Genomic DNA, 23393 nt, shown 5'->3' on the forward strand with positions numbered 1-23393 from the left:
CGCTCACGGACGTCCCGGCCCGTGCAGGTCCCATACCCATACTCCGTCGACCCACCTGCCGGGGGAGCCCACGAGTTCGCGGACCGTCTCGCGCAGGGCGCCGGCGTGCGGCTGCGGGGCCAGGACGAGTACGCCGGCCCGCCAGTGGGCGAGGTCCGCCCGGGCCTGGTCGCGCCAGGAGTCCTCGACCGGCGGCACGACGCCCGAGGCGCTCACGTCGCGCAGCAGGTTGGACGTGAAGCGCGGCTCGGCGCCGTAGATGCCGACGCGCTCCTCGCCGTAGGGGCCGTTGAAGTAGCCGCCGGGCAGCCGGAAGCCGAGGCCGGCCTCGGTCTGCCAGTGCAGGGCCTCCGCGTCGCCGGGGTCCGGCAGCGGCACCGGCACCAGGGACTCCCCTTCGCGGACGTACCCCTTCCAGGTGCCCTCCGCGATGAAGACCGGCACCTCGGCGCGGTCGACCGCCCGCAACGGGGCGGGGATCAGGGGGAGGAGGGCCAGCGCGACCGCGGCCAGGCCCGCCCGTCGGATGCGGGCTGGGGCGGAGAGCAGGCGTTCCACGGCCAGGGCCAGGAGCATCCCCAGGACGGGTGCGCAGATCATCGCCACCCGGCTCTCGATGACCGCCTCGAAGACCGGGGCGTCGGCGAGGAGCCGCCACGGGCCGGGCAGCGTGACGTCCGTCAGCGGGATGCGGAACTCCCGGCCCAGGGACAGGAACGCGGCGGCCACCGCCGTGCACGCCAGGGACCGGACCAGCGGCCGCCGGCGCATGAGGACGAGGATCGCGAAGGCGAGCAGGACCAGCGGCCAGCCGTAGAAGGCGTTCTGCTCGGTGGTGTTGAAGGACAGCGCGTCCGCCCGCTCGGCGTCGCCCGCGAGCCAGGACCGCTCGGCGAAGGAGAGCAGGGCGAGCGGGCTGTTGAAGGTGCGGGGATTGTGCTCGATGCCGGTGTACGACTGAGGTCCGTGGAACTGCCAGATCAGCGGGTACACCACGAGCGGCAGACAGACCGACGCCCCGATCAGCACGCCGCGCAGCAGCGGGCGCCAGGACGCGCGGGCCACGCCGGGGCGTACGGCGGCGTGGGCGGCGGCGAAGAGCAGCATGCCCAGCGCCGCCAGCAGCAACGGCTCCTCGCCGAGCAGGACCTGGTAGGCCGCCATCAGGCCCAGGACGACGCCGTCGCGGACCACGCGGGTGCCCGCGCACAGCCGCAGGGCCCGTTCGATGATCAGCGGGATCATGAACAGCACCACGAAGTTCGGGTGCGCGTGGGCGTGGCTGACCATCGGCGGGGCGAACGCAGCCAGGGACGCGCCGGCGAGGGCCGCGACCCTGCTGTGCACGAGACGTTGGACCAGCAGCCGATACCAGGCGGCGGCGGTCGCGGCCAGACCCACCGTCATGACGAGGCTGAGGGTGACGGCGGGACCGGCGGCCAGCGTGAGGGGCGTCAGCGGGACGGACAGGCCCAGCATGACCGTGTTGGCCATCAGGTTCACGCCCTCCGGGAAGCCCTGGAGGTCGGTGAAGAGCGGGTTGCGCAGGTGGGCGACGTTGTCCGCGGTGACGGCGAAGAACCACTCCCACTGGTTCTGGTCGCGCATCGAGTCCGGCAGATAGCGGTGCGCCGGGTCGAAGAGACGGCCCGAGTACAGGGCCGTGGACATCAGGCAGAAGAGGAGGACGGCGAGGACGTCGGCCGGGCGCAGGGAGCGCGCCGCGATCCGGACGACCTCGGCGAGGGCACGCGGGTAGTCCAGCGGGCGGACCTTGGAGCCGGGGCGGTGGGACCAGCGCACGGGCACCTCGGTGACGCTCAGCCCGGCCTGCCGCAGATGCCGCAGCACCTCGACATCGATGCCCCAGCCGTGGACGCGGGATGCCGCGTAGGCGGCGCGGGCATGGTCGCCGTCGAACAGCTTGAAACCGCACTGGGTGTCCCGGATGCCGGGCAGCGCGGTCCGGCGTATGAGCGCGTTGCCGGCCCGGCCGAGGAGTTCGCGCAGCCGGTGCTGGCGGGTGCCGATCGTGGCGCCGGGGACCGCGCGGGAGCCGACGGCCGCGGTGTGGCCCGCGCCGAGGGCGTCGTCCAGCGCCGCCAACTCCGTGATGGGGGTGGCGAGATCGGCGTCCGTGACGAGGACCCGGCGGCCCCGGGAGGCGGCGACCCCGAGGCGCAGCGCGTGGCCCTTGCCGCGGTTGCGGGCGCCCGGGACGAGCCGGACGCGGGGGTCCTCGCGCGCGGTGACGAGGTCGGCGGTGCCGTCGGTGGAGCCGTCGTCCACGACGACGATCTCCCAGCCGTCCCACGGGGAGCCGGGGGCGTCGAGGTGTTCGGTGACGGTGTCGAGGGTGCGGGCGAGCCGGTCCCGTTCGTTGTAGGCGGGAACGACCACGGACAGGGCGGGGGCGACCACGGACGGGGCTGGGGCGACCACGGGCAGGGCGGGGGCGACCACGGGCAGGGCGGGCGCGCCGGAGCCGGGCCGCCGGTCGTCGGTGGACGCTCCCGGCAGGCCCCGCTCATGGCTCATCCGGCCGCCAGCCGCTCGATCAGGGCGAGCGCGTCCTGGTCGTGGGCGGCGATGATGGCGCGGGCCGTGACCAGGTCCCGGTCGGCGAGGGCGTCGGTCAGCTCGATGTGACGGGCCCACAGATGCCCGCGCAGATCGTGCAGCCGGCGCAGATGCTGCACCGTGCAGACCCAGGCCTGCACCCGCAGCCGGTGCAGGAAGTCGGCGAGGTAGGGGTTGCCGAACAGGGCGCCCAGTTCCCGCCAGAAGCGCAGGTCGTAGCCGACGAGCACGGTGAGGTCGCCTGCGGTGGCGGCGCGCTGCGCCTCCTCGGCGCGGCGGCGCACCCCCGCGACGGCGGCGGCGACGCGTGGGTCGTCGGGGTCGCGGCGGCCCGTCATGTCGCGGCCCAGGACCTGGAACATGCCCTCGATGACCAGGCCGCGGGCCTCGACGATGGCACGGTGGTCGTCGACGGAGTACTCGTGCACCCGGAAACCGCGGTGCTGGTCGGCCTCCAGCAGCCCCTGCGCGGACAGGTCGACCAGGGCCTCGCGGACGGGGGTGGCGGAGACGCCGTACTGCTCGGCGATCTCCTTCACGGTGAACTCCCGTCCCGCCTGGAGCCGGCCGGCCAGCACCTCGTCCCGCAGGGCGTCCGCGAGCTGCTGCCGCAGGGTGCTCCGCGTCACGGAGCCGGTGCCGCCGATCCCGGCCATGGTCAGGGCGTCTCCCGTCGTAGCGATGAGGTGGCGTGCACGTGTCCGAGTGCACGTACATGTCTACGAGCACGCCACCTTACGCGTTCGGCATCCGCGGGAGTTTTCCTGACGGCACCTTCCGCGGCGCCGTCGCCGAAGGGTTATTCCGTGTACTCGTCCGCCACGCCCAGAGCGGCGTCGAGGGCGGCCAGACCCTCCTTCAGTTCGGCCTCCGTGACGTTGCAGGGCGGGACGACGTGGGTGCGGTTCATGTTCACGAAGGGCCAGAGGCCGTGCTCCTTCGCGGCGGCGGCGAAGGCGGCCATCGGGGCGTTCGCCTCACCGGCCGCGTTGTACGGCACGAGCGGCTCGCGGGTCTCCTTGCTGCGGACCAGCTCGACGGCCCAGAACATGCCGGTGCCGCGCACCTCGCCGACGCTCGGGTGCCGTTCGGCCAGCTCGGCGAGGGCCGGGCCGACGACCGTACGGCCGAGCCGCGCGGCGTTCTCCACGACGCCCTCCTCGGCCATCACCTGGAGGGTGGCGACGGCGGCGGCGCAGGCCAGCGGGTGGCCGGAGTAGGTGAGACCGCCGGGGTAGGGGCGCCGGGCGAAGGTCTGCGCGATCTCCTCGGAGATGGCGACACCGCCGAGCGGCACGTACCCGGAGTTCACGCCCTTGGCGAAGGTCATCAGGTCGGGCACGACGCCGAACAGGTCCGCGGCGAACCACTCACCGGTCCGCCCGAACCCGGCCATGACCTCGTCCAGGACGAAGACGATCCCGTGCTTGTCGCAGATCTCCCGGACCCCGGCGAGGTAGCCGGCCGGCGGGACCATGATCCCGGCGGTGCCGGGAATCGTCTCCAGGATGATCGCGGCGATGGTGCCGGGGCCCTCGAAGGCGATCGTCGTCTCCAGGTGCTCCAGCGCCCGCGCGCACTCCTGCTCCTCGGTCTCGGCGTAGAAGCGGGAGCGGTAGAGGTAGGGCGCCCAGAAGTGCACGACACCCGCGGTGCCGCTGTCGGACGGCCAGCGGCGCGGGTCGCCGGTGAGGTTCACGGCCTGCTGGGTGCCGCCGTGGTACGAGCGGTACGCCGACAGCACCTTCGGGCGGCCCGTGTGCAGCCGGGCCATGCGCGTGGCGTGCTCCACGGCGTCCGCGCCGCCGTTGGTGAAGAAGACCTTGTCCAGGTCGCCGGGCGTGCGCTCGGCTATGAGCCGGGCGGCCTCCGAGCGCGCCTCGACCGCGAAGGCGGGCGCGAACGTCGTCATCCGCGCGGCCTGCTCCTGGATCGCGGCGACGACCTTCGGGTGCTGGTAGCCGACGTTGGTGTAGACGAGCCCACTGGTGAAGTCCAGGTAGCGCCTGCCGTCGTAGTCCCAGAAGTACGAGCCCTCCGCACCGGCGACGGCGAGCGGGTCGATGAGTTCCTGCGCGGACCAGGAATGGAACACGTGCGCGCGGTCCGCGGCCTTCACGGCGGCGCCGGCCTGGGGGTTGGGCTGAGGGGTCATGCGCCCGAGGGTAGGCACGGACGGCCCGGACGCGGAATCGGCGTCCTGTCTGCGGTCGGGGGCTTTTAGCGACAGGTTGTCGACGGGTGGGAGATGGGAGGGCTGGTGGGGAGGCGGGTGGAGGGCTGGAGAGGATTGACAGTCTACTGTCGAAGTGACAGGATGCTGTCATGTCCGAGGGTCGGTCACCGTCTCCAGGAGGAGTCATGAACAGCAGCCCCGGCACCATCCGCAAGCCCGTGTACCTCGCCGTCTACGACACCCTCGCCGACTGGGAGACCGGTCACGCCACCGCCCAGCTGGCCCGGGCCGGCTACCCGGTCCGTACCGTCGGCCCCACCCTCGCGCCCGTCACCAGCGTCGGCGGGCTGCGCGTGCAGCCCGACCTGGCTCTGGCCGACGTCCGGCCGTCCGACGCGGCCCTGCTGATCCTCCCGGGCGCCGACCTGTGGGACGCCGGCGACGACCTCGCGCCCTTCGCCCGCACGGCCCGCGCCTTCCTGGACGCGGGCGTGCCGGTGGCCGCGATCTGCGGGGCGACGGCCGGACTGGCCCGCGAGGGCCTGCTCGACGACCGCGACCACACCAGCGCCGTCTCCTTCTACCTGGCGGCCACCGGATACGGCGGCGGCGACCGGTACGTCGACACCGACGCCGTCACCGACGGTTCGCTCGTCACCGCCGGGCCCACCGAACCGGTCGCGTTCGCACGGGAGATCCTGCGTCTGCTCCATGTCTACGACGACGAGGCCGTCGACGCCTGGTACCGGCTCTTCCACGACTCCGACGCCGGCGCGTACGCCGTCCTGGAGAAGGCCGGCGTGCTGTGAGCCGGACCCGTCAGGACCTGCTCAGCCGGAGCGCGCTCGGGGTGTTCCGGCTCAACGGGCAGTTCCTCGCCGTCGCCGAGGAGCTGGCCCGGCCCGCCGGGCTGACGGCGACGTGGTGGCAGGTGCTCGGGGCGGTGCTCCGCGAGCCGTTGCCCGTCGCCGGGGTGGCCCGCGCCATGGGCATCACCCGGCAGAGCGTGCAGCGCGTCGCCGACCTCCTGGTCGACAAGGGCCTCGCCGAGTACCGGCCCAACCCGGCGCACCGGCGCGCCAAACTCCTCGCGCCGACCGACGCCGGGCGCGCGTCGGTCTCCCGGATCGGCCCCGGCCACGCCGCCTACGCGGACCGGCTGGCCGAGGCCATGGGGGAGGAGGAGCTCGCCGAGGCCGTCCGCCTCCTGGAATGCCTGTCGGCCGCGCTGGAGGAGGCCGGGCTTCCTGTTACCGAACCGTAGAGACCGGCGCGCTCCCCCCTCATGACGCCGCACTATCGTGGGGCCGACGCATAGGCGGGGGCTGTTGGGGGCGTGCGATGGAGAAGCTGGGGCCGGGGGATCCGCCGCAGATCGGGGCGTATCGGCTGCTGGCGCGGCTCGGTGCGGGCGGCATGGGGGACGTGTACCTCGCCCGGTCCGACCGCGGGCGCACCGTCGCCGTGAAGCTGGTCCGGCGCGAGCTGGCCTCGCAGGACGAGTTCCGGGCCCGGTTCCGGCAGGAGGTGCGGGCCGCCCGGCAGGTCGGCGGGTTCTGGACCGCGCCCGTGCTCGACGCGGACACCGAGGCCGAGGTCCCCTGGGTGGCCACCGGGTACGTGGCAGGGCCGAGCCTGCAGCGGGTCGTCGGCCACGACCACGGGGCGCTGCCCGAGCGGTCGGTGCGCATCCTGACGGCGGGGCTGGCGCACGCCCTGAAGGACATCCACGCCGCCGGCATCGTGCACCGCGACCTGAAGCCCTCGAACGTCCTGGTCACCATCGACGGGCCCCGCGTCATCGACTTCGGGATCGCCCGGGCCCTGGAGACGGTCGACGAGACCGGCCTCACGCGTACCGGCTCGCTCATCGGCTCCCCCGGCTTCATGGCGCCCGAGCAGGTGCGGGGCGACCGGATCACCCCGGCGTGCGACGTGTTCTGCCTGGGCTCGGTGCTCGCCTACGCCGCGACCGGGCGGCTGCCCTTCGGCTCGATCGAGAGCGGGGCGCACGCCGTGATGTTCCGGATCGCCCAGGACGAGCCCGACCTGGAAGGGGTGCCCGAGGGCATCGCCGACCTGGTCCGCGACTGCCTGCGCAAGGCGCCGGAGGCCCGCCCCTCCCTGGACGCGCTGCTGGAGCGCACGGGCGCCGAGGACACCGTCTCCGGGGGCCGCTCCCGCGACCCCTGGCTGCCGAGCGCCCTGGTCGCCCAGCTCGGCCGGCACGCCGTACGGCTGCTGGACGCGGAGGACCCGGTGCCGGCCGGCACCGCCGGTTCGTCAGGTGCCGGGGGTGACGCGTCCCCGGGACGTGAGGGAGAACAGCCGGGCGGGATACCGGCGCCGCCCACCCCGGCCCCCGGCCCCGGGAGGGCCGATGCGACCCCGGGCCCGGCCGCACCCGGTTCCGCGGCGGCGGGTTCCGGGCCGGCCGGGCATGCGGCTTACGGTCCTGCGGGTTCCGGGCCGGCGGCCGGGCATGCGGCTTCCGGGCCTGCGGTCCCTGGACCCGCCGGTCCGGGAGGTCCCGCAGCGTCCGGGGCTGGGCCTGCGGCGTCCGGTGCCGGGCCTGCGATCCCTGGTCCTGCGGCGTCCGGGGCCACCGGTCCCGCGGCCTCCGGGGCCGGTTCCGCGGTCCCCGGACCCGGCGGTTCGGCTGGCCCCGCAGCCTCCGGGGCCGGACCTGCGGTCTCCGGTCCCGCGGGGACCGTGCCTGGTGGTCCCGCGGTCTCCGGTCCCGCGGTCCCCGGACCTGCTGATCCTGCGGATCACGCCGCGTCCGGGGAGGCCGGTCACGCCGCCTCCGGTCCCGGGGGTCCCGGTCCTGCGGGTCACGCCGCATCCGGAGCTGCCGGTCCCGCCGTCCCCGGTGCCGCGGGTCCCGGTCCTGCCGGTCCCGCCGTACCCGCGGCCTCCGGTCCCGCCGCCGGTGCCCCCGGACCCTTCGGTCCCGGCCCCGCAGCTCCGCCCGCCCCCGGCGTTCCCGGCTCCCCCGCGTCCGGCACTCCCGGCACTCGTGGCGCCCCCGCTCCCGCCGGGCCGGTGTCCGCCGGTTCGCCCGAGCACGCGGCTGCCGGGCCGGTGACGCCGACGCATCAGTTGCCGACCGTCACCGCGCGGCCGGGAGACGTCGCCACCCCGCCGCCCGGGCCTCCCGGCCGCCCGGCGGGGGCCTCCGCGCCCGGTGCCGCCCCGGCCCACCCCGGCTACGGCGTCCCGCAGCAGCACCCCCAGCCGCACGCCTACGGCTATCCGCCGGCCGGCCCGAACCCGTCGTACCCGCAGGCACCCCACGGCCAGGCGCCCGCGCACGGCGCGACCCCGCCGTACGGTCCGGGTTCGCCGTACGGGCACACCTCCTACGACCCGGCGTACCAGCCCGCACCGCCCGACCGCGGGGGTCGCGGCGGCCGGTCCACCGTGGTGCTGGTGATCGTGGCCCTGGTCGTGGCGCTCGCCGCGGGCGGCTCGGTCTACACGCTGATGAGTGGCGGTCACGAGGACGAGGGCGGCGGCCGGCCGACCCCCGCCCCCACCACCGCAGGCGCCACGAAGGACCCGGCCGGCGACCCGACGACCGCCTCCCCGGCGCCGTCCCCGAGCGACTCGGCGGAGGACGGCGCCGTACCCGCAGAGATGCTGGGCACCTGGAACGCCTCGATCGCCTCCGCCGACGGCGCGAGCAGCCGCCGGCTGACCCTCCGGCAGGGCGAGGTGGGCGACACCGTCCTCACCCTCGTCGCCGACGGGCCCGCCGGGAGCGGCACCTACCACTGCGAGTTCACGGCGGAACTGGCCGCCGGGCCCAACGCGGACAACACACTGTCCATCGGTCCGTCCACGGTGACCGCCGGTGCGCCCCCCACCTGTTCGCCCGGCAAGGCCACGCAGATCAGGCTGCTGCCCGACGGCAGGCTGGAGCGGGTGACCGTGGGCAGCGGCGAGAAGCTCACCTACAGCAGGCAATAGCCGTCACCGGGGCTCGGGCGGCCGCTGACGGGGCATGTTCGGGCGCGCGCCGTTCGCCGGGGGGACCGGGAAGCGGCCCGCGCCGGCCCCGGCGTCCTGCCGGGCGCCGCCGGACAGCGCCGACTGGATGCCCAGGGGCGCCGAGCCGGTGCGGAACTCGACCATCCAGTCCGCCGTCTCCGCCCGCACCAGTTCGTTCAGGTCCTCCGAGAACCGCCGCAGCACCCCCAGGCACCGCTCGGCGGCCTCGCTCGCCGTACCCTCCGCCGGGCCGAGGACCTCGCGCACGTTCTCCGTCGCCCAGTCGAACTGGAGCGCCTGGAGCCGCCGCTGCACGGCCTGGGCCGTGGCGACGTCCCTTATCCAGCCGGACGTCACCCCGAAGAACCGGTCGGCCGCGACACAGGCCACGGACAGCAGCAGCGCGAGATACCCCCAGCGGGCCGCCCCGTCCAGGGCGCCCGTCATATCGAGCAGCGGCAGCGCCGCCCCGGCGGCCGCGCCCGCAGCCGCCCCGCCGCGCAGCGCCCTGGCCCCGCGCCGCTTCCACACCCGGTCCGCGAGATACCACGCGGCGGTCTCCAGCGCCCGGCGCTCCACCCACCGGTACAGCTCGTGCAACCGCACCGCGGGCTCCCCCCAGTCCCCGAGCGGGAAGGCCCGCCCCGTCAGATCGCCCGGCCGAAGTCCGGGAGCCCCCTCGCCGCCCCACCCGTCCTGCGGCGACCTCTCGGGCTGCATCTCCGGCTGACCCACCCGGCACTCCCTACTGATCACGGTGCGTGGGACGCGCGCGCCGGGTACGACCCCCGTGGCGCACGGAACGTCACGCGACACCTGAGGCTGACGCGCCGGACCCTTCCTACCGCCCAATGGGTGGCGAAGAGATGTCTTTCGCGTCTTTTCCGCCCGGAAGTGGGTCTTGATCAGGTATAGGAATCCAGTTCTCTCGAGTTCCTCTCACTCGAAAGAGTGCCGGGGCGACGGCCGCCCGGAGCACGTAGGCTCGTGCTGAACGGGAAAGCCGTACAGACGCGAGGAGCTCGACGTGATCCCCGGTGGTGGCCAGCCCAACATGCAGCAGTTGCTCCAGCAGGCGCAGAAGATGCAACAGGATCTTCAGCGGGCGCAGGAGGAACTGGCGCGGACCGAGGTCGAGGGCCAGGCGGGCGGTGGCCTGGTGCGGGCCACGGTGACCGGCTCCGGCGAGCTCAGGGGGCTGAAGATCGACCCGAAGGCCGTCGACCCGGAGGACACCGAGACCCTGGCCGACCTGGTCGTCGCCGCCGTCCAGGCCGCCAACGAGAACGCGCAGACCCTCCAGCAGCAGAAGCTGGGCCCGCTCGCCCAGGGCCTGGGCGGCGGAGGAATCCCGGGTCTGCCCTTCTGAGCCAGGGCGCGTCATCCGCCGCCTTCCACGGGCGGGCCCGCGCCAACTACCGTACGTACCGTAGGAACCCAGGAAGGACGGCAGTCCGTTGTACGAAGGCGTGGTCCAGGACCTCATCGACGAGCTGGGGCGGCTGCCCGGCGTCGGTCCCAAGAGCGCGCAGCGGATCGCCTTCCACATCCTCCAGGCGGAGCCGACGGACGTGCGGCGTCTCGCGCAGGCCCTCATGGAGGTCAAGGCGAAGGTCCGCTTCTGCGCGACGTGCGGGAACGTCGCGCAGGAGGAGCTGTGCAACATCTGCCGCGACACCCGCCGCGACCCCTCGGTCATCTGCGTGGTCGAGGAGCCGAAGGACGTCGTGGCGATCGAGCGGACCCGCGAGTTCCGCGGCCGGTACCACGTGCTGGGCGGCGCGATCAGCCCCATCGAGGGCGTCGGCCCGGACGACCTGCGGATAAGGGAACTCCTCGCGCGCCTGGCCGACGGGACGGTCACCGAGCTGATCCTGGCCACGGACCCGAATCTCGAGGGCGAGGCCACGGCCACGTACCTCGCGCGCATGATCAAGCCCATGGGCCTGAAGGTCACCCGCCTGGCCAGCGGCCTCCCGGTGGGTGGCGACCTGGAATACGCGGACGAGGTCACCCTCGGCCGCGCCTTCGAGGGGAGACGACTCCTAGATGTCTGACGCCACGCTGCACGCGACCGAGCCGAATCCGGACGACTTCGCGGTCCAGATCGCGGACCAGATCGAGAGTTTCCTGGTCGCGGTGACGGAGGTCGCGAAGGGCGACGAGCCGGGCTCGACGGTGCCCTTCCTGCTGCTGGAGGTCTCCCAGCTGCTGCTCGCCGGCGGCCGTCTCGGCGCCCACGAGGACATCGTCCCCGACGAGCGCTACGAACCCGACCTGGGCCCCGAGCAGGACGTGGACGAGCTCCGCGAGAACCTGGCCCGCCTGCTGGACCCGGTGGACGTCTACTCCGAGGTCTTCGACCCCTACGAGCCCCGCAAGGCCCCGGTCCCGGCCCGGATCTCCGACGACCTCGCCGACGTCATCGCCGACCTGCGCCACGGCATGGCCCACTACCGCGCCGGCCGCACGGACGAGGCGCTGTGGTGGTGGCAGTTCTCCTACTTCTCCAACTGGGGCTCCACGGCGTCGGCGACCCTGCGCGCGCTGCACTCCGTCCTCGCCCACATCCGGCTGGACCAGCCGCTGGAGGAGCTGGACGGCCTGGACACCGACCAGGGCGTCATGGGCGACGAGACCCTGGAGTTCGAGGCCGGCCGGGTCATGCAGCAGGAGATCGGCGGCCGGCTCGGGCTGCGCTCGGCGACCTAGGGGGTGTCCGACGGAGCGCTCCCGCCATCCGTACGTCCCGGAGTGACCTCCCCCACTTTCGGAGTGGTCCGCGCCCGACCGGGCAGGGACCATCCCGGAGCTACCGAATCTCACCATCTGGGAACCCGATGGTCGTTTTCGGACGCTCGGTAAAATGAGCCGACACACACGGACTGAGCGAGGAGCGCACGTGGGCCTTGTCGTGCAGAAGTACGGAGGCTCCTCCGTAGCCGATGCCGAGGGCATCAAGCGCGTCGCCAAGCGGATCGTGGAAGCCAAGAAGAACGGCCACCAGGTGGTCGCCGTGGTTTCCGCGATGGGCGACACGACGGACGAGCTGATCGATCTCGCCGAGCAGGTATCCCCGATGCCTGCCGGGCGCGAGCTCGACATGCTGCTGACCGCCGGAGAGCGGATCTCCATGGCCCTGCTGGCCATGGCGATCAAAAACCTGGGCCACTCCGCCCAGTCGTTCACGGGCAGCCAGGCAGGTGTCATCACCGACTCGGTCCACAACAAGGCCCGGATCATCGACGTCACCCCGGGCCGCATCCGGACGTCGGTGGACGAGGGCAACATCGCGATCGTCGCCGGCTTCCAGGGCGTGAGCCAGGACAGCAAGGACATCACCACGCTGGGCCGCGGCGGCTCCGACACGACCGCCGTCGCGCTGGCCGCGGCCCTCGACGCCGAGGTGTGCGAGATCTACACCGACGTCGACGGCGTGTTCACCGCCGACCCGCGCGTGGTCAAGAAGGCGAAGAAGATCGACTGGATCTCCTTCGAGGACATGCTGGAGCTGGCGGCGTCCGGCTCGAAGGTGCTGCTCCACCGCTGTGTGGAGTACGCCCGCCGATACAACATCCCGATCCACGTCCGGTCCAGCTTCAGCGGACTCCAGGGCACGTGGGTCAGCAGCGAGCCGATTCAGCGAGGGGACAAGCAGGTGGAGCAGGCCATCATCTCGGGAGTCGCGCACGACACGTCCGAGGCCAAGGTCACGGTCGTCGGCGTGCCGGACAAGCCGGGCGAGGCCGCCGCGATCTTCCGTGCGATCTCCGACGCCGAGATCAACATCGACATGATCGTGCAGAACGTCTCCGCCGCCTCCACGGGGCTGACGGACATCTCCTTCACGCTGCCGAAGTCCGAGGGCCGCAAGGCCATCGACGCGCTGGAGAAGAGCCGGTCGCGCATCGGCTTCGACTCCCTGCGCTACGACGACCAGATCGGCAAGATCTCCCTGGTCGGCGCCGGCATGAAGACCAACCCGGGCGTCACCGCCGACTTCTTCAAGGCGCTGTCCGACGCGGGCGTGAACATCGAGCTGATCTCCACGTCCGAGATCCGCATCTCGGTGGTCACCCGCGCCGACGACGTCAACGAGGCCGTGCGGGCCGTGCACTCCGCCTTCGGCCTGGACTCCGACAGCGACGAGGCTGTCGTGTACGGAGGCACCGGTCGATGACGCACCGCCCGACGCTCGCGGTCGTGGGGGCGACCGGGGCCGTCGGCTCGGTCATGCTCCAGATCCTGTCCCAGCGCGCGGACATCTGGGGTGAGATCCGTCTGATCGCCTCCCCTCGCTCGGCCGGCCGCAAGCTGGCCGTGCGCGGGGAGGAAGTCGAGGTGGTGGCGCTCACCGAGGAGGCCCTCGCCGGGGTCGACGTCGCCATGTTCGACGTACCCGACGAGGTGGCCGCCCGGTGGGCGCCGGTCGCCGTCGCCGCGGGCGCGGTGGTGGTGGACAACTCGGGCGCCTTCCGGATGGACCCCGAGGTGCCCCTGGTGGTGCCGGAGGTCAATCCGCACGCGGTGCGGATGCGGCCGCGCGGGATCGTGTCCAACCCCAACTGCACGACGCTCTCCATGATCGTGGCCCTCGGCGCGCTGCACGCCGAGTTCGGGCTGCGCTCCCTCGTCGCCTCCTCCTACCAGGCGGTGAGCGGGGCCGGCCGGGCCGGCGTCGACACCCTGCGCCGGCAGCTGTCCCTGGTCGCCGGCACCGAGCTGGGGACCGCTCCCGGCGACGTACGGCGGGCGATCGGCGACGACACCGGGCCGTTCCCGGAGCCGGTCGCGCTGAACGTCGTGCCGTGGGCCGGTTCGCCGCGCGAGGACGGCTGGTCGTCGGAGGAGATGAAGGTGCGGGACGAGTCCCGCAAGATCCTCGGCCTGCCCCAGCTGCCGGTCGCCGTGACGTGCGTCCGCGTCCCCGTGCTCACCGGGCACTCGCTGACCGTGCACGCCGGCTTCGAGGGCGAGGTCACGGTCGCCAAGGCCCGCGAGATCCTCGCCACCGCGCCCGGCGTCGTGCTCTACGACGACCCGGAGGCGGGCGAGTTCCCCACTCCCGCCGACATCGTGGGCACCGACCCGACCTGGGTGGGCCGGGTGCGCCGCGCCCTCGACGACCCGACGGCGCTGGAATTCTTCGTCTGCGGCGACAACCTGCGCAAGGGTGCCGCGCTCAACACCGCGCAGATCGCCGAGCTCGTGGCGGCGGAAATCTCCTGAGGCGGCGGTGGCCGGGAAAACCCGCTGAGGTCCGGCCACCACGTTTGTAGGATCTGTGTGAAGAATGTGAGCCGATCGATGGTCCTGGCCCCTTGATCAGGACCGTTGCGGCGACAGAAGATTTTTCTCCCCGCGCCTGCAACCGCTTGCAGGGCGGGGAGCGTCTTTGCGGTCGCCCTTCAAGCGCGTGGAGACGCGTCTTTCCGGCGTGGGGACGCCACCGAGCAGGCGTGGGGACGCCCGTTCACAGATGAGGCACAAGGGAAGAGCGGGTAGGCATGTGGGCGTTTGACGCACGGTCGGTCGTGCTGCCTGGCACGCGAGGGCCGGTGGCGGCGACTGACGCAAAAGTGACGTCCGGCACGTACAACCCTCCTGGGGGGACGCGTGTCCAACAGGCGTGGCAGAGGTTCTCGACTTCAGCGCGGCGACCCGCGGTACGGCCCTACGGCCGCCCCGCCGTCCCGTCCGACCCCGCATGCCCGGTGCGCCCGGCGGCATGCCGGTGATCGCGCCCATGCCCGCAGCGCGGCCGACCCGCATCCCCAGTCAGCGTGACGGTTCCGAGGCGGAGAGCGCCGCGGCGGCCGGGACGACCGTCGACCACCTCACGGAGACCTACCGGGCGCACTACCGCTCGCTGCTGGGCCTCGCGGCGCTCCTCCTCGACGACACGGCCTCCTGCGAGGACGTCGTGCAGGAGGCGTTCATCCGGGTCCACTCCGCGCGCAAACGCGTCCGGGACCCGGAGAAGACGCTCGCCTACCTGCGCCAGACCGTCGTCAACCTGTCCCGCTCCGCCCTGCGCCGCCGCATACTCGGCCTGAAGCTGCTGTCGAAGCCGATGCCCGACATGGCGAGCGCCGAGGAGGGGGCCTACGACCAGCTGGAACGGGACTCCCTCATCAAGGCGATGAAGGGCCTGCAGCGCCGTCAGCGCGAGGTGCTGGTCCTGCGGTACTTCGCGGACATGACGGAGGCGCAGGTCGCCGAGACGCTGGGCATCTCGCTGGGCTCGGTGAAGGCGTACGGCTCGCGCGGCATCGCGGCGCTGCGGGTGGCGATGGAGGCGCCGGCATGAGCGGGGACCATAGCGGGCCGGCCGGGCGGCCGGACGAGCATGAGCCGAAGCAATCGCACGCTGGGAACGGAACTGTGAACCACGGCCCCGAAGACCAGGGCCCCGACGGGCTCGACTCGGACGAGCTGGCACTGCGCCGCATACTGCAGGACGCGGTCCAGGAGATCGAACCGCGCGACGGCACGCTCGAGCATCTGCGCCGGGCGGTGCCGGCCCGCCGGGCCCGCAAACGGCAGGCGCTGGTCGGCGCGGCGGCCGCCGTGCTCTTCGTGGGCACGGCAGTCCCGGCCCTGGTGCACGTGTCGAACTCCGGCGGCGCCAACGTCAACTCCTCGAACGCCGGGCACGGCGAGCAGGCGCAGGGGGGCGCCGGCCAGGGCAAGGAGACGCAGGGCGGCGAGAGCACGTCCGGCGGTTCCTCCGGCGGCGGCCAGGGGCAGGGCAAGGGCGGTGACAAGGGCAAGGACGACGGCTCCGGCACCGGTCCGGGCGCCGGCACCGGCGGCTCCGACGACCCGCTGGCCCCCAGCACGGCCGGGGTCCCGGCGTGCACCGCGGCCCAGCTCGGCGTCGCCGGCCAGGAGGCGGGCGTCCCCGACTCGTCCGGTGCGGTGTACGGCACCTTCCGCTTCAGCAACATCTCCACCGCCGACTGCACGGTGAGCGGCCCGGGTTCGGTGTCGCTGTCGGTGGCGGGCGCGGCCGACGCCACGAAGGTGGGCCAGCTCCGGCATGCCGCGGGTGACCCGGCGGCCGGTCTGCCCGACCCGTCCCAGGAGACCGCGGCCCTCGTCCTCAAGCCGGGCGGCTCGTACGAGGTGAAGTTCGCCTGGGTGCCGTCGGCGACCTGCCCCTCGACGGGGGAGAGCGACGGCGGCGGTTCCGGCGGTCCGGACCCGACGCCCGACCCGACCGCGTCCGAAGGCACCGGCGGCACCACGACCGGCACCTCGACGGGCGGCGACACGGGCACCTCCACCCAGCTGCTGGGCGAGGACCCGGCGGCCGACGGCAGCGTCACGGTCTCGAACACGACCGGGGCGGCCGCGCCCACGGCCGCGGTGACCGTGTCCAACGCCTGCGCGGGGACCGTGTACTGGACGGGCGTGCTGGCGGGGGCGTGAGCCGTACCGCGGGTCAGGCGTCGGCCTTCTCCGGCGCGGGGCCGGGCTCCGGGAGGAGACCCAGCTCCGCGTCCCGTACGGCCTCCGCCTCGCGGCGCAGCAGCCGGAACCACATGAAGACCACGAAGCCCGCGAAGACGAACCACTCGCCGGTGTAGCCGAGGTTCTGGAACGCCTTCAGGTCCAGGCCCGAGTCGTTCACGGAGGCGACCGGCACCGCCTTCATCCCGGAGTCGGCCTTCGTGAGGGTGATCCAGGCGTCGTAGACGTCGTAGGGCACCAGGTTGACCAGGGACGCGGCGCTGATCGCCGCGGTCTGTCCGGCGGGCAGGCCTCCCCGTGCGGGGACGCCGTTCTCGCCGGGGACCTCGGACGCCTGGAGCGCCCCGGTGACGGTGACCTCGCCGGTCGGGGCGGCGGGGGCGGCGGACGGGTCGGCGTCGCCGGGCAGCCAGCCGCGGACCACCGGGAGGGCCTTGCCGTCGTCGGTGCGCAGCAGGGTGACCACGTAGCTGCCGCGCTTCCCGTCGACCTCGCGGTCCGGGACGAGCAGCTGCTCGGCGTACCGGCCGCGCGCGGTGGCCTTGCGGCCCACGGTGCCCTTGTCCACAGGCAGCAGCTCGGCGAGCGGCCGGGCGGGTTCGCTCCGGTTCTCCGCGGCCTGGTCGCCGGCGCTGCGGTGGTCCTGCACGCGGTCCTCGAACCGGCCGAGCTGCCAGGACCCCATGAACACGCAGAACGGGATGGCGAGCAGCACGAAGACGTTGATCCCCCACCAGCGGGGCGTCAGCAGAAACCGGTACACGCCACAACGGTACGGTGCGGCGGGCCGGCCGCGGGGCGCGGGGTGCCGTCGTGGCCGGGCTCGGGCGGAGTTTTCCACAGGCTGGGGATCCCGGCCGCACGATGTCGTCCGGACCAGGCACTATGGGGTCATGACTGAGAGCCACGGGTCCGCTTCGCGGGATCACCGGAAGCAGGACGAGGACATGCCGGACTGGGAGCGGCGCTTCAGGGCGCCCCGGGTGTCGCTTCCCGACTGGGCGGAGGACGCCCCGGACCGCGCGCTGTTCGTGTCGAACGCCACGGGCACGTACGAGCTGTACGCGTGGGACCGGGCGACCGGCGAGCAGCGCCAGGTGACCGACCGGCCGAACGGCACGACGGACGGCGTGCTCTCCCCGGACGGCGCGTGGATCTGGTGGTTCGACGACAAGGACGGCGACGAGTTCGGCGTCTGGCGCCGCCAGCCCTTCGACGGCGGTGAGGACGAGCCCGCGGCACCGGGCCTGGACGCCTCCTACCCGGCGGGCCTCGCCCTCGGCCGGGACGGCCGCACCGCGGTCGTGGGCCGCTCCACCGACGAGGAGGGCACCACGATCCACCTCGTGCGCACGGGCGAACTGCCGGCGGAGATCTACCGGCACCGCGAGTCGGCGGGTGTCGGCGACTTCTCCCACGACGGCACCCTGATCGCCGTCGAGCACACCGAGCACGGCGACGCCATGCACGCGGCGCTGCGGGTGCTGCGCCCGGACGGTTCGACGGTCGCCGAGCTGGACGACACCAAGGGCGGCACCGAGGAGCTGGGCCTGGAGGTGCTGGGCTTCGCCCCGGTGGTCGGCGACGCCCGGCTGCTCGTCGGGCATCAGCGGCGCGGCCGCTGGGAGCCCCTGGTGTGGGACGTGGCGACCGGCGAGGAGACGGACCTGGCGCTGGAGCTGCCCGGTGACGTCAGCGCGGAGTGGTACCCGGACGGCACGGGTCTGCTCATCGTGCACAGCTTCGAGGCCCGCAGCGAGCTGTTCCGGTACGACCTGGGCCGGCGGGCGCTGGAGCGCATCGACACCCCGGCGGGGTCGGTGTCGGGGGCGACGGCCCGGCCGGACGGCAGCGTCGAGTACCTGTGGTCGTCGGCTGCCGAGCCGTCGGCGGTGCGGTCCACGACCGGCCGGGTGGTGCTGGACCCGCCCGGCATGAGGTCCCCCGGCTCGGTCCCGGTGGAGGACGTCTGGGTGGACGGCCCCGGCGGCCGGATCCACGCGCTGGTGCAGCGCCCGGCCGGCGCCGAGGGCCCGCTCCCCACGGTCTTCGACCTCCACGGCGGCCCGACCTGGCACGACAGCGACTCGTTCGCGGCCGGCCCGGCGGCCTGGGTGGACCACGGGTACGCGGTCGTACGGGTCAACTACCGCGGCTCCACGGGCTACGGGCGGGCCTGGACGGACGCGCTGAAGCACCGGGTGGGGCTGATCGAGCTGGAGGACATCGCGGCGGTCCGGGAGTGGGCGGTCGCCTCGGGTCTCGCCGACCCGGAACGGCTCGTCCTGACCGGCGGTTCCTGGGGCGGCTATCTGACGCTCCTCGGCCTCGGCACGCAGCCGGATGCGTGGACGCTGGGCATCGCGGCGGTCCCGGTCGCCGACTACGTGACGGCGTACCACGACGAGATGGAAGCCCTGAAGGCCATGGACCGCACTCTCCTGGGCGGTACGCCCGAGGAGGTGCCCGAGCGGTTCGAGGCGTCGTCCCCGCTGACCTACGTGGACCAGGTGAAGGCCCCGGTCTACATCTCCGCGGGGGTCAACGACCCGCGCTGCCCGATCCGCCAGGTCGACAACTACGTCAAGCGGCTGGAGGCGCGCGGCGCCGTGCACGAGGTGTACCGGTACGACGCGGGGCACGGCTCGCTGGTGGTGGACGAGCGGATCAAGCAGGTGCGGCTGGAGCTGGACTTCGCGGCGCGGCACCTGCCGGCGCGCGTGAAGTAGCGGGGGCTCCGGGCTGCGGAGTGCGCCGGTTCCGGGGCCGCCCGCCCGGAACCGGCCGCCGGGAACCGTCTGGAACCGGCCGCCCGGAACCGGCCGCCCGGAGCGACCCGGAATCGGTCGTTCAGAACGGCCCGGGACCGACCGGGTCGCGCCCCGGCACCGGCCAGGTCAGGTCCTGGGGCGCGTGGCGGAAACCGGCCAGGTCAGGCCCTGGGTCGCATGCCGGAACCGGCCGGCCAGGTCAGGCCCCGGCCCGCTCCCGGCCCCGGCGTCTGAGCAGTTCGGCCATGCCCTGGCGGGTGGCCGCGAGGACGACGCGGTCCTCGCGCTGCAGCACGTAGGTGTCGGGCAGGTCCCAGACCCACCCGGACCCGGTGCCGGTCCGGTCCTCGTGGGGCCGCTCGGCGGCCGGGTCGTCGCGGCGTTCGCCGGGCGGGGTCCGGTCCAGCGCCAGCACCCGCCACGCGCCGGGCCGGAACGCCTCGCCCACGGTCCGGTCCTCCAGTTGGGGGTGGCCGCCCACCTCCAGCGTGGCGAACAGCAGCACCCGCCGCTCGACCGGGATGGCGCCCAGGATCTGCCGCCCCGACATCGCCCCGGCGAACGCGGGCGCGGCCAGATGCGTCACGCTGCGGCTGCGCGTGAAGCCGCGCGGGTGCGCGGCGCGCAGGGTGCGGTACACGGCTTTGGCGAAGTCGTCGTCGTACAGCCGCAGGACGACCCGCAGGTCGGGGCGGACCGAGCGGGCATACAGGGCCGCTTCCAGATTGGTGGTGTCCTCGCTGGTCACCGCGAGGAAGGCGTGTGCGCGATGGATCTTCGCGGCCTCCAGCACACCCTCCTGGGTGACGTCGCCGAGCACCACCGGCACTCGCAGCCGCCGTGCCGTGGGCATGCCGCGTGCCTCGGGGTCGGACTCGACGCACACCACCGGGATGTGCAGCTCGCGCAGGCGGGTCAGCACCCGGGTGCCGATCTTGCCCAGCCCCAGCAGCACCACATGGCCCCCGAGTCCGCGCGGCGGCTTGCGCAGCGCGGACGCCGAGCGGAAGGTGCCGAGGGCCTCCAGCACCGCGGCCAGCAGCACCGGGAGCAGCAGCAGTCCGGTCAGCCCGGACAGCAGCTGGAGGATCTGGTGGGCCAGGGGCTGGTGGAGCGCGGGCTCGTTGATGGCGAAGAGGTCGAGCAGGGTCACATAGGTCGCGTGCAGCGGGTGGTCGCCGCTGACCACGGTCAGCGCCACCGCGAGTCCCGCCACACAGGTCACCAGACCGGCCAGGGACCAGCGCAGCCGCCGCGAGAACAGGGAGCCGAAGGACGGCATCAGGCTCCGTCCGCCGCTGCCCGGGGGCATCGGCGGACCGGCGTAGGACACCTGCTCCAGGACGACCGTGCCGCGTGTCTCGGCCGCCGCGACCTGGGCGGCGTCCGGCAGCAGCAGGGGGCCGTGCTCGCCGCTGTCCTCCGAGCCGTCCGTGCCCGCCGGGTCGCTGCGGGTCGTGGACAGCAGCGCCAGGGTGGCCAGGTCGGTGGGGCGCGTCTCGCCCGGCGGCCGTTCCACCGCCCGCAGTAACAGGCCGTCGGTCTGCACGACCTTGCTGGTGCCGGCGACGGCGGTGGCGGTGAGCGCGGGGGCGGCCGTGTCGGCGTCCGACAGCACGGTGGTGGAGGCGTCCGGGCCGCCCTCGCCGACGCCCGCCGCCAACGAGGCGGCCTGGTCGAGGAGTTCCTCGATGTGCTGGCCGAGGCGGCGGTTGTACAGGCGCAGGACGAGGCGCAGGCGCGGGTTGAGGCGGCGGGCGGTGAGGGCGGCGCGGATGTTGGTCTCGTCGTCGTCGTAGACGAGGGCGAGGGCGGCGGCCCGTTCGACTCCGGCCTCGGCGAGGGTCGCCTCGGTCGGCTCGGCGGCCTCCAGGACCCGGGTGCCGCCCGGTTCGGCGGTGAGGGCGCCGGTGCCCGTGCGGTTGACGGCCGCGGTCACCGCCCCCAGCAGCGCCGCCGACGCGGCCCGGGCCCGCCCGACGACCGGCGGCCGTACGGTCCGCTCGGACGGCGGGACGACGAGCGTGACCTGTTCCCGGTACACGCCGCGCAGTTCGGCGGCCAGCCGGTGCGCGAGCCCGTCGTCGCCGCACACCACCATGTGCGCGGCGCTGTCACTGGTCGAGTTCTGCTGCGGGACTGCCACGAGGGAGAAGCCTGCCTCATCGTGACCGGTTGTTCCACAGCCGGTGAACTCCCTTGCCGCACGCCCCCGGTGAGCCCTTGGCGGGACCCGGGCCGCGCACTACCCTGACCCGTATCTGACGGATCGTCAGAAAAAGGCTCCGAGGCACCCACGGGCAGCGGCGCAGCAGCCAGGAGGTAGGCGTGGCCCACACCGAGAGCGGCACGAAGGACCTGCCCAAGGTCATCAGCGTGGACGATCACGTGATCGAGCCCGCGCACCTCTTCGAGACCTGGCTCCCGGCCAGGTACCGGGACCGGGGCCCGAAGCCCCTCACCGCCGGCATCGGCGAACTCGCCTACGTCGGCGGGAAGTACCGGTTCACCACCGACCCGGACGGCCAGATCACCGACTGGTGGGAGTACGAGGGTGGACTGTTCCCGTACAAGCGCATCATCGCGGCCGTCGGCTTCTCGCGGGACGAGATGACCCTCGACGGCATCACGCGCGAGCAGATGCGGCGCGGCTGCTGGGACCCCAAGGCCCGGCTCGCGGACATGGACCTCAACCACGTCGAGGCATCGCTCTGCTTCCCCACCTTCCCGCGCTTCTGCGGCCAGACCTTCGCGGAGGCCCAGGACAAGGAGGTCGCCCTGGCCTGTGTGCGGGCCTACAACGACTGGATGGTGGAGGAGTGGTGCGGCGACAGCGGCGGTCGCCTCGTCCCGCTGTGCCTGATCCCGCTGTGGGACATCGGTCTCGCGGTCGCGGAGATCCGGCGCAACGCGGCCCGGGGCGTGCGCGCGGTGACGTTCAGCGAGATCCCCACCTACCTCGGGCTGCCGTCGATCCACTCCGGCTACTGGGACCCGTTCTTCGCGGCCTGCGAGGACACCGGCACCGTCGTCAACATGCACATCGGGTCGTCCTCGCAGATGCCGGCCGCGTCCCCCGACGCGCCGCCCGCCGTCCAGGCGTCCCTGAGCTTCAACAACGCCATGGCGTCGATGATGGACTTCCTCTTCTCCGGCGTCCTGGTGCGCTTCCCCCGGCTGAAACTGGCGTACAGCGAGGGCCAGATGGGCTGGATCCCGTACGCGCTGGAGCGCGCCGACGACGTCTGGGAGGAGCACCGGGCGTGGGGCGGGGTGAAGGACCTCGTCCCGGAGCCGCCGTCGACGTACTACTACCGGCAGATCTTCTGCTGCTTCTTCCGGGACCGGCACGGCATCGAGGCCATCGAGACGGTCGGCGTCGACAACGCCACCTTCGAGACGGACTACCCGCACGTCGACTCCACCTGGCCGGAGACGAAACGGGTCGCCGAGGAGCATGTCGGCGGGCTGTCCGACGAGGTGGCGTACAAGCTGCTGCGCGGCAACGCGATCCGGATGCTCGACCTGCCCTTCGACCGCGAGCTCAGCCCGGCGCCGTGACCGGCGGATACGTCCAGCCGAACGAGCCGAGCGCGCGGGCCCTGGCCTCCACCACCGCCATCCGCGCGGCCCGTTCGGCGGGGTCGGCATGGGCGGCCTGCCCCGTCGCCTGGCCGTCCCACTTGCGGTAGAGCAGCCCCACCCGGGCCGAGAACCAGCCGCGGCTGACCGCGTTGAGCGCGAGCAGCAGTCCGGTGTCCTCCGACGCGGGCAGCGCCATCCAGCCGCCGAGCGCGAGCAGCAGGTCCCGGCGGACGCACAGGGTCGCCGGGTGGACCGGCGCGAGGTGGTCGTTCGCCCGCCAAGGGCCGACGAGGGCGCCCGGCTCTATCGGGCCGTCGTCCGGGTCGCCGGGGAACGCGGCCGTCGAGCCGTCCGGCAGCAGGTCGAGCACCCGGGACGTCGTCCAGCCGACGGACGGGTGGCCTTCGAGGACGGCCAGGTCACGGGCGAGGGCGCCCGGGGTGAGCTGGTCGTCGGCGTCGAGGATCTTCGCGTAGGCGCCCTCGGTGTGGGCGAGCGCGAGCGTGCGGGCCACTCCCGGCCCGCCGGACCGCCCTTGACGGAACGTCACCCTCGGGTCGCGGGGAACGTGCGGGCGGACGGTGTCGCCGCGGCCGTCCTCCTGTATCACCCAGTGCCATTCCCAGCCGGGCGGTAACTCCTGTGCGCACAGTGAAGCGTGGGCCTGCGGGAGGAACTCCGCCGACGGTCCGTGGACAGCGGTCACGACGACGACGCGCCGGAGCACGGGTCCCTCACCACCCTTCGACGGACATGCGAAGGCCCGACCGCTGGCGACGGGGGATGCACCAGCGATCGGGCTGCGGCCAACA

At 73.6% G+C, this 23393-nt stretch carries 18 protein-coding genes and 1 pseudogene; 12 read left to right on the forward strand and 7 right to left on the reverse strand.

Going from position 1 to position 23393, the window contains the following annotated elements; all coding sequences use genetic code 11:
• Positions 1 to 3: 3 nt before the first annotated feature.
• From ADL34_RS16010 to ADL34_RS16020, 3 genes are all read right to left on the reverse strand, one after another.
• Complete coding sequence (locus tag ADL34_RS16010; RefSeq protein WP_079034441.1) at positions 4 to 2538, reverse strand: dolichyl-phosphate beta-glucosyltransferase; 2535 nt, start codon at positions 2536 to 2538, stop codon at positions 4 to 6.
• The gene (locus tag ADL34_RS16015; RefSeq protein WP_062673668.1) at positions 2535 to 3236 is read right to left on the reverse strand and encodes a GntR family transcriptional regulator; all 702 of its coding nucleotides are present in this window, start codon (positions 3234 to 3236) and stop codon (positions 2535 to 2537) included. The genes ADL34_RS16010 and ADL34_RS16015 overlap by 4 nt, the downstream gene beginning before the upstream one ends.
• Before the next feature lie 143 nt (positions 3237 to 3379).
• Positions 3380 to 4735, reverse strand: coding sequence for an aspartate aminotransferase family protein (locus ADL34_RS16020; protein ID WP_062673811.1), 1356 nt, complete (start codon positions 4733 to 4735; stop codon positions 3380 to 3382).
• Between the two features lie 206 nt (positions 4736 to 4941).
• Between ADL34_RS16020 and ADL34_RS16025 the strand changes: the two genes are divergently transcribed.
• The 3 genes and pseudogenes from ADL34_RS16025 to ADL34_RS37235 all read left to right on the forward strand — a co-directional run.
• Positions 4942 to 5565 carry a type 1 glutamine amidotransferase family protein gene (locus tag ADL34_RS16025; protein ID WP_062673670.1) on the forward strand — a complete coding sequence of 208 codons (624 nt, stop codon included), beginning with the start codon at positions 4942 to 4944 and terminating at the stop codon, positions 5563 to 5565.
• Entirely contained in the window at positions 5562 to 6020 is a 459-nt protein-coding gene (locus ADL34_RS16030) for a MarR family winged helix-turn-helix transcriptional regulator (RefSeq protein ID WP_062673672.1), read from the forward strand. The genes ADL34_RS16025 and ADL34_RS16030 overlap by 4 nt, the downstream gene beginning before the upstream one ends.
• Positions 6021 to 6097: 77 nt before the next feature.
• Positions 6098 to 7037: pseudogene (locus ADL34_RS37235) on the forward strand (serine/threonine-protein kinase); the annotation flags it as partial.
• A gap of 1694 nt (positions 7038 to 8731) precedes the next feature.
• Here ADL34_RS37235 and ADL34_RS16040 read toward each other — a convergent pair.
• Positions 8732 to 9484, reverse strand: a complete 753-nt coding sequence (locus tag ADL34_RS16040; protein ID WP_062673675.1) for an SLATT domain-containing protein — start codon at positions 9482 to 9484, stop codon at positions 8732 to 8734.
• 292 nt (positions 9485 to 9776) lie between these two features.
• Between ADL34_RS16040 and ADL34_RS16045 the strand changes: the two genes are divergently transcribed.
• From ADL34_RS16045 to ADL34_RS16075, 7 genes are all read left to right on the forward strand, one after another.
• Entirely contained in the window at positions 9777 to 10118 is a 342-nt protein-coding gene (locus ADL34_RS16045; protein WP_062739792.1) for a YbaB/EbfC family nucleoid-associated protein, read from the forward strand.
• Positions 10119 to 10206: 88 nt separating this feature from the next.
• Positions 10207 to 10806, forward strand: a complete 600-nt coding sequence (recR, locus tag ADL34_RS16050; protein ID WP_055536881.1) for a recombination mediator RecR — start codon at positions 10207 to 10209, stop codon at positions 10804 to 10806.
• A complete protein-coding gene (locus ADL34_RS16055) occupies positions 10799 to 11461 on the forward strand; it encodes a DUF5063 domain-containing protein (protein ID WP_062673679.1) in 663 nt (220 codons plus the stop codon). The genes recR and ADL34_RS16055 overlap by 8 nt, the downstream gene beginning before the upstream one ends.
• 190 nt (positions 11462 to 11651) lie before the next feature.
• Positions 11652 to 12929: an aspartate kinase gene (locus ADL34_RS16060; RefSeq protein ID WP_062673681.1), complete on the forward strand. Its 1278-nt coding sequence runs from the start codon at positions 11652 to 11654 to the stop codon at positions 12927 to 12929.
• Positions 12926 to 13978 carry an aspartate-semialdehyde dehydrogenase gene (locus ADL34_RS16065; protein ID WP_062673683.1) on the forward strand — a complete coding sequence of 351 codons (1053 nt, stop codon included), beginning with the start codon at positions 12926 to 12928 and terminating at the stop codon, positions 13976 to 13978. The genes ADL34_RS16060 and ADL34_RS16065 overlap by 4 nt, the downstream gene beginning before the upstream one ends.
• 478 nt (positions 13979 to 14456) lie before the next feature.
• Complete coding sequence (locus tag ADL34_RS16070) at positions 14457 to 15059, forward strand: SigE family RNA polymerase sigma factor (RefSeq protein WP_086866933.1); 603 nt, start codon at positions 14457 to 14459, stop codon at positions 15057 to 15059.
• A 74-nt stretch (positions 15060 to 15133) separates the two neighbouring features.
• Positions 15134 to 16183, forward strand: a complete 1050-nt coding sequence (locus tag ADL34_RS16075; RefSeq protein ID WP_062673687.1) for a hypothetical protein — start codon at positions 15134 to 15136, stop codon at positions 16181 to 16183.
• Between the two features lie 13 nt (positions 16184 to 16196).
• Here ADL34_RS16075 and ADL34_RS16080 read toward each other — a convergent pair whose 3' ends face one another.
• A complete protein-coding gene (locus tag ADL34_RS16080; protein ID WP_062673689.1) occupies positions 16197 to 16988 on the reverse strand; it encodes an SURF1 family protein in 792 nt (263 codons plus the stop codon).
• 130 nt (positions 16989 to 17118) lie between these two features.
• Between ADL34_RS16080 and ADL34_RS16085 the strand changes: the two genes are divergently transcribed.
• Positions 17119 to 18954: a prolyl oligopeptidase family serine peptidase gene (locus tag ADL34_RS16085; protein ID WP_062673690.1), complete on the forward strand. Its 1836-nt coding sequence runs from the start codon at positions 17119 to 17121 to the stop codon at positions 18952 to 18954.
• A gap of 241 nt (positions 18955 to 19195) precedes the next feature.
• On the opposite strand, the gene ADL34_RS16090 is transcribed toward ADL34_RS16085, so the two are convergent.
• Positions 19196 to 21097 carry an NAD-binding protein gene (locus ADL34_RS16090; protein WP_062673813.1) on the reverse strand — a complete coding sequence of 634 codons (1902 nt, stop codon included), beginning with the start codon at positions 21095 to 21097 and terminating at the stop codon, positions 19196 to 19198.
• A gap of 227 nt (positions 21098 to 21324) precedes the next feature.
• On the opposite strand from ADL34_RS16090, the gene ADL34_RS16095 reads away from it, so the two are divergent.
• Positions 21325 to 22557, forward strand: coding sequence for an amidohydrolase family protein (locus ADL34_RS16095; protein ID WP_062673693.1), 1233 nt, complete (start codon positions 21325 to 21327; stop codon positions 22555 to 22557).
• Here ADL34_RS16095 and ADL34_RS16100 read toward each other — a convergent pair.
• The gene (locus tag ADL34_RS16100; RefSeq protein ID WP_062673695.1) at positions 22541 to 23308 is read right to left on the reverse strand and encodes a glycosyltransferase family 2 protein; all 768 of its coding nucleotides are present in this window, start codon (positions 23306 to 23308) and stop codon (positions 22541 to 22543) included. The genes ADL34_RS16095 and ADL34_RS16100 overlap by 17 nt on opposite strands.
• Positions 23309 to 23393: the final 85 nt, after the last annotated feature.

It is taken from the genome of Streptomyces sp. NRRL WC-3605 (genome assembly GCF_001509795.1).
In the GTDB taxonomy this organism is placed as follows: Bacteria; Actinomycetota; Actinomycetes; order Streptomycetales; family Streptomycetaceae; genus Streptomyces; species Streptomyces viridochromogenes.

Bases quoted from the DNA above. Each gene is read 5' to 3' on its own strand.
- ADL34_RS16015 (WP_062673668.1), bottom strand. From the start codon at position 3,236: ATGGCCGGGATCGGCGGCACCGGCTCCGTGACGCGGAGCACCCTGCGG.
- ADL34_RS16085 (WP_062673690.1), top strand. From the start codon at position 17,119: ATGACTGAGAGCCACGGGTCCGCTTCGCGGGATCACCGGAAGCAGGAC.
- ADL34_RS16090 (WP_062673813.1), bottom strand. From the start codon at position 21,097: ATGGTGGTGTGCGGCGACGACGGGCTCGCGCACCGGCTGGCCGCCGAA.
- ADL34_RS16025 (WP_062673670.1), top strand. From the start codon at position 4,942: ATGAACAGCAGCCCCGGCACCATCCGCAAGCCCGTGTACCTCGCCGTC.
- ADL34_RS16055 (WP_062673679.1), top strand. From the start codon at position 10,799: ATGTCTGACGCCACGCTGCACGCGACCGAGCCGAATCCGGACGACTTC.
- ADL34_RS16065 (WP_062673683.1), top strand. From the start codon at position 12,926: ATGACGCACCGCCCGACGCTCGCGGTCGTGGGGGCGACCGGGGCCGTC.
- ADL34_RS16010 (WP_079034441.1), bottom strand. From the start codon at position 2,538: ATGAGCCATGAGCGGGGCCTGCCGGGAGCGTCCACCGACGACCGGCGG.
- ADL34_RS16020 (WP_062673811.1), bottom strand. From the start codon at position 4,735: ATGACCCCTCAGCCCAACCCCCAGGCCGGCGCCGCCGTGAAGGCCGCG.
- ADL34_RS16070 (WP_086866933.1), top strand. From the start codon at position 14,457: ATGCCCGGTGCGCCCGGCGGCATGCCGGTGATCGCGCCCATGCCCGCA.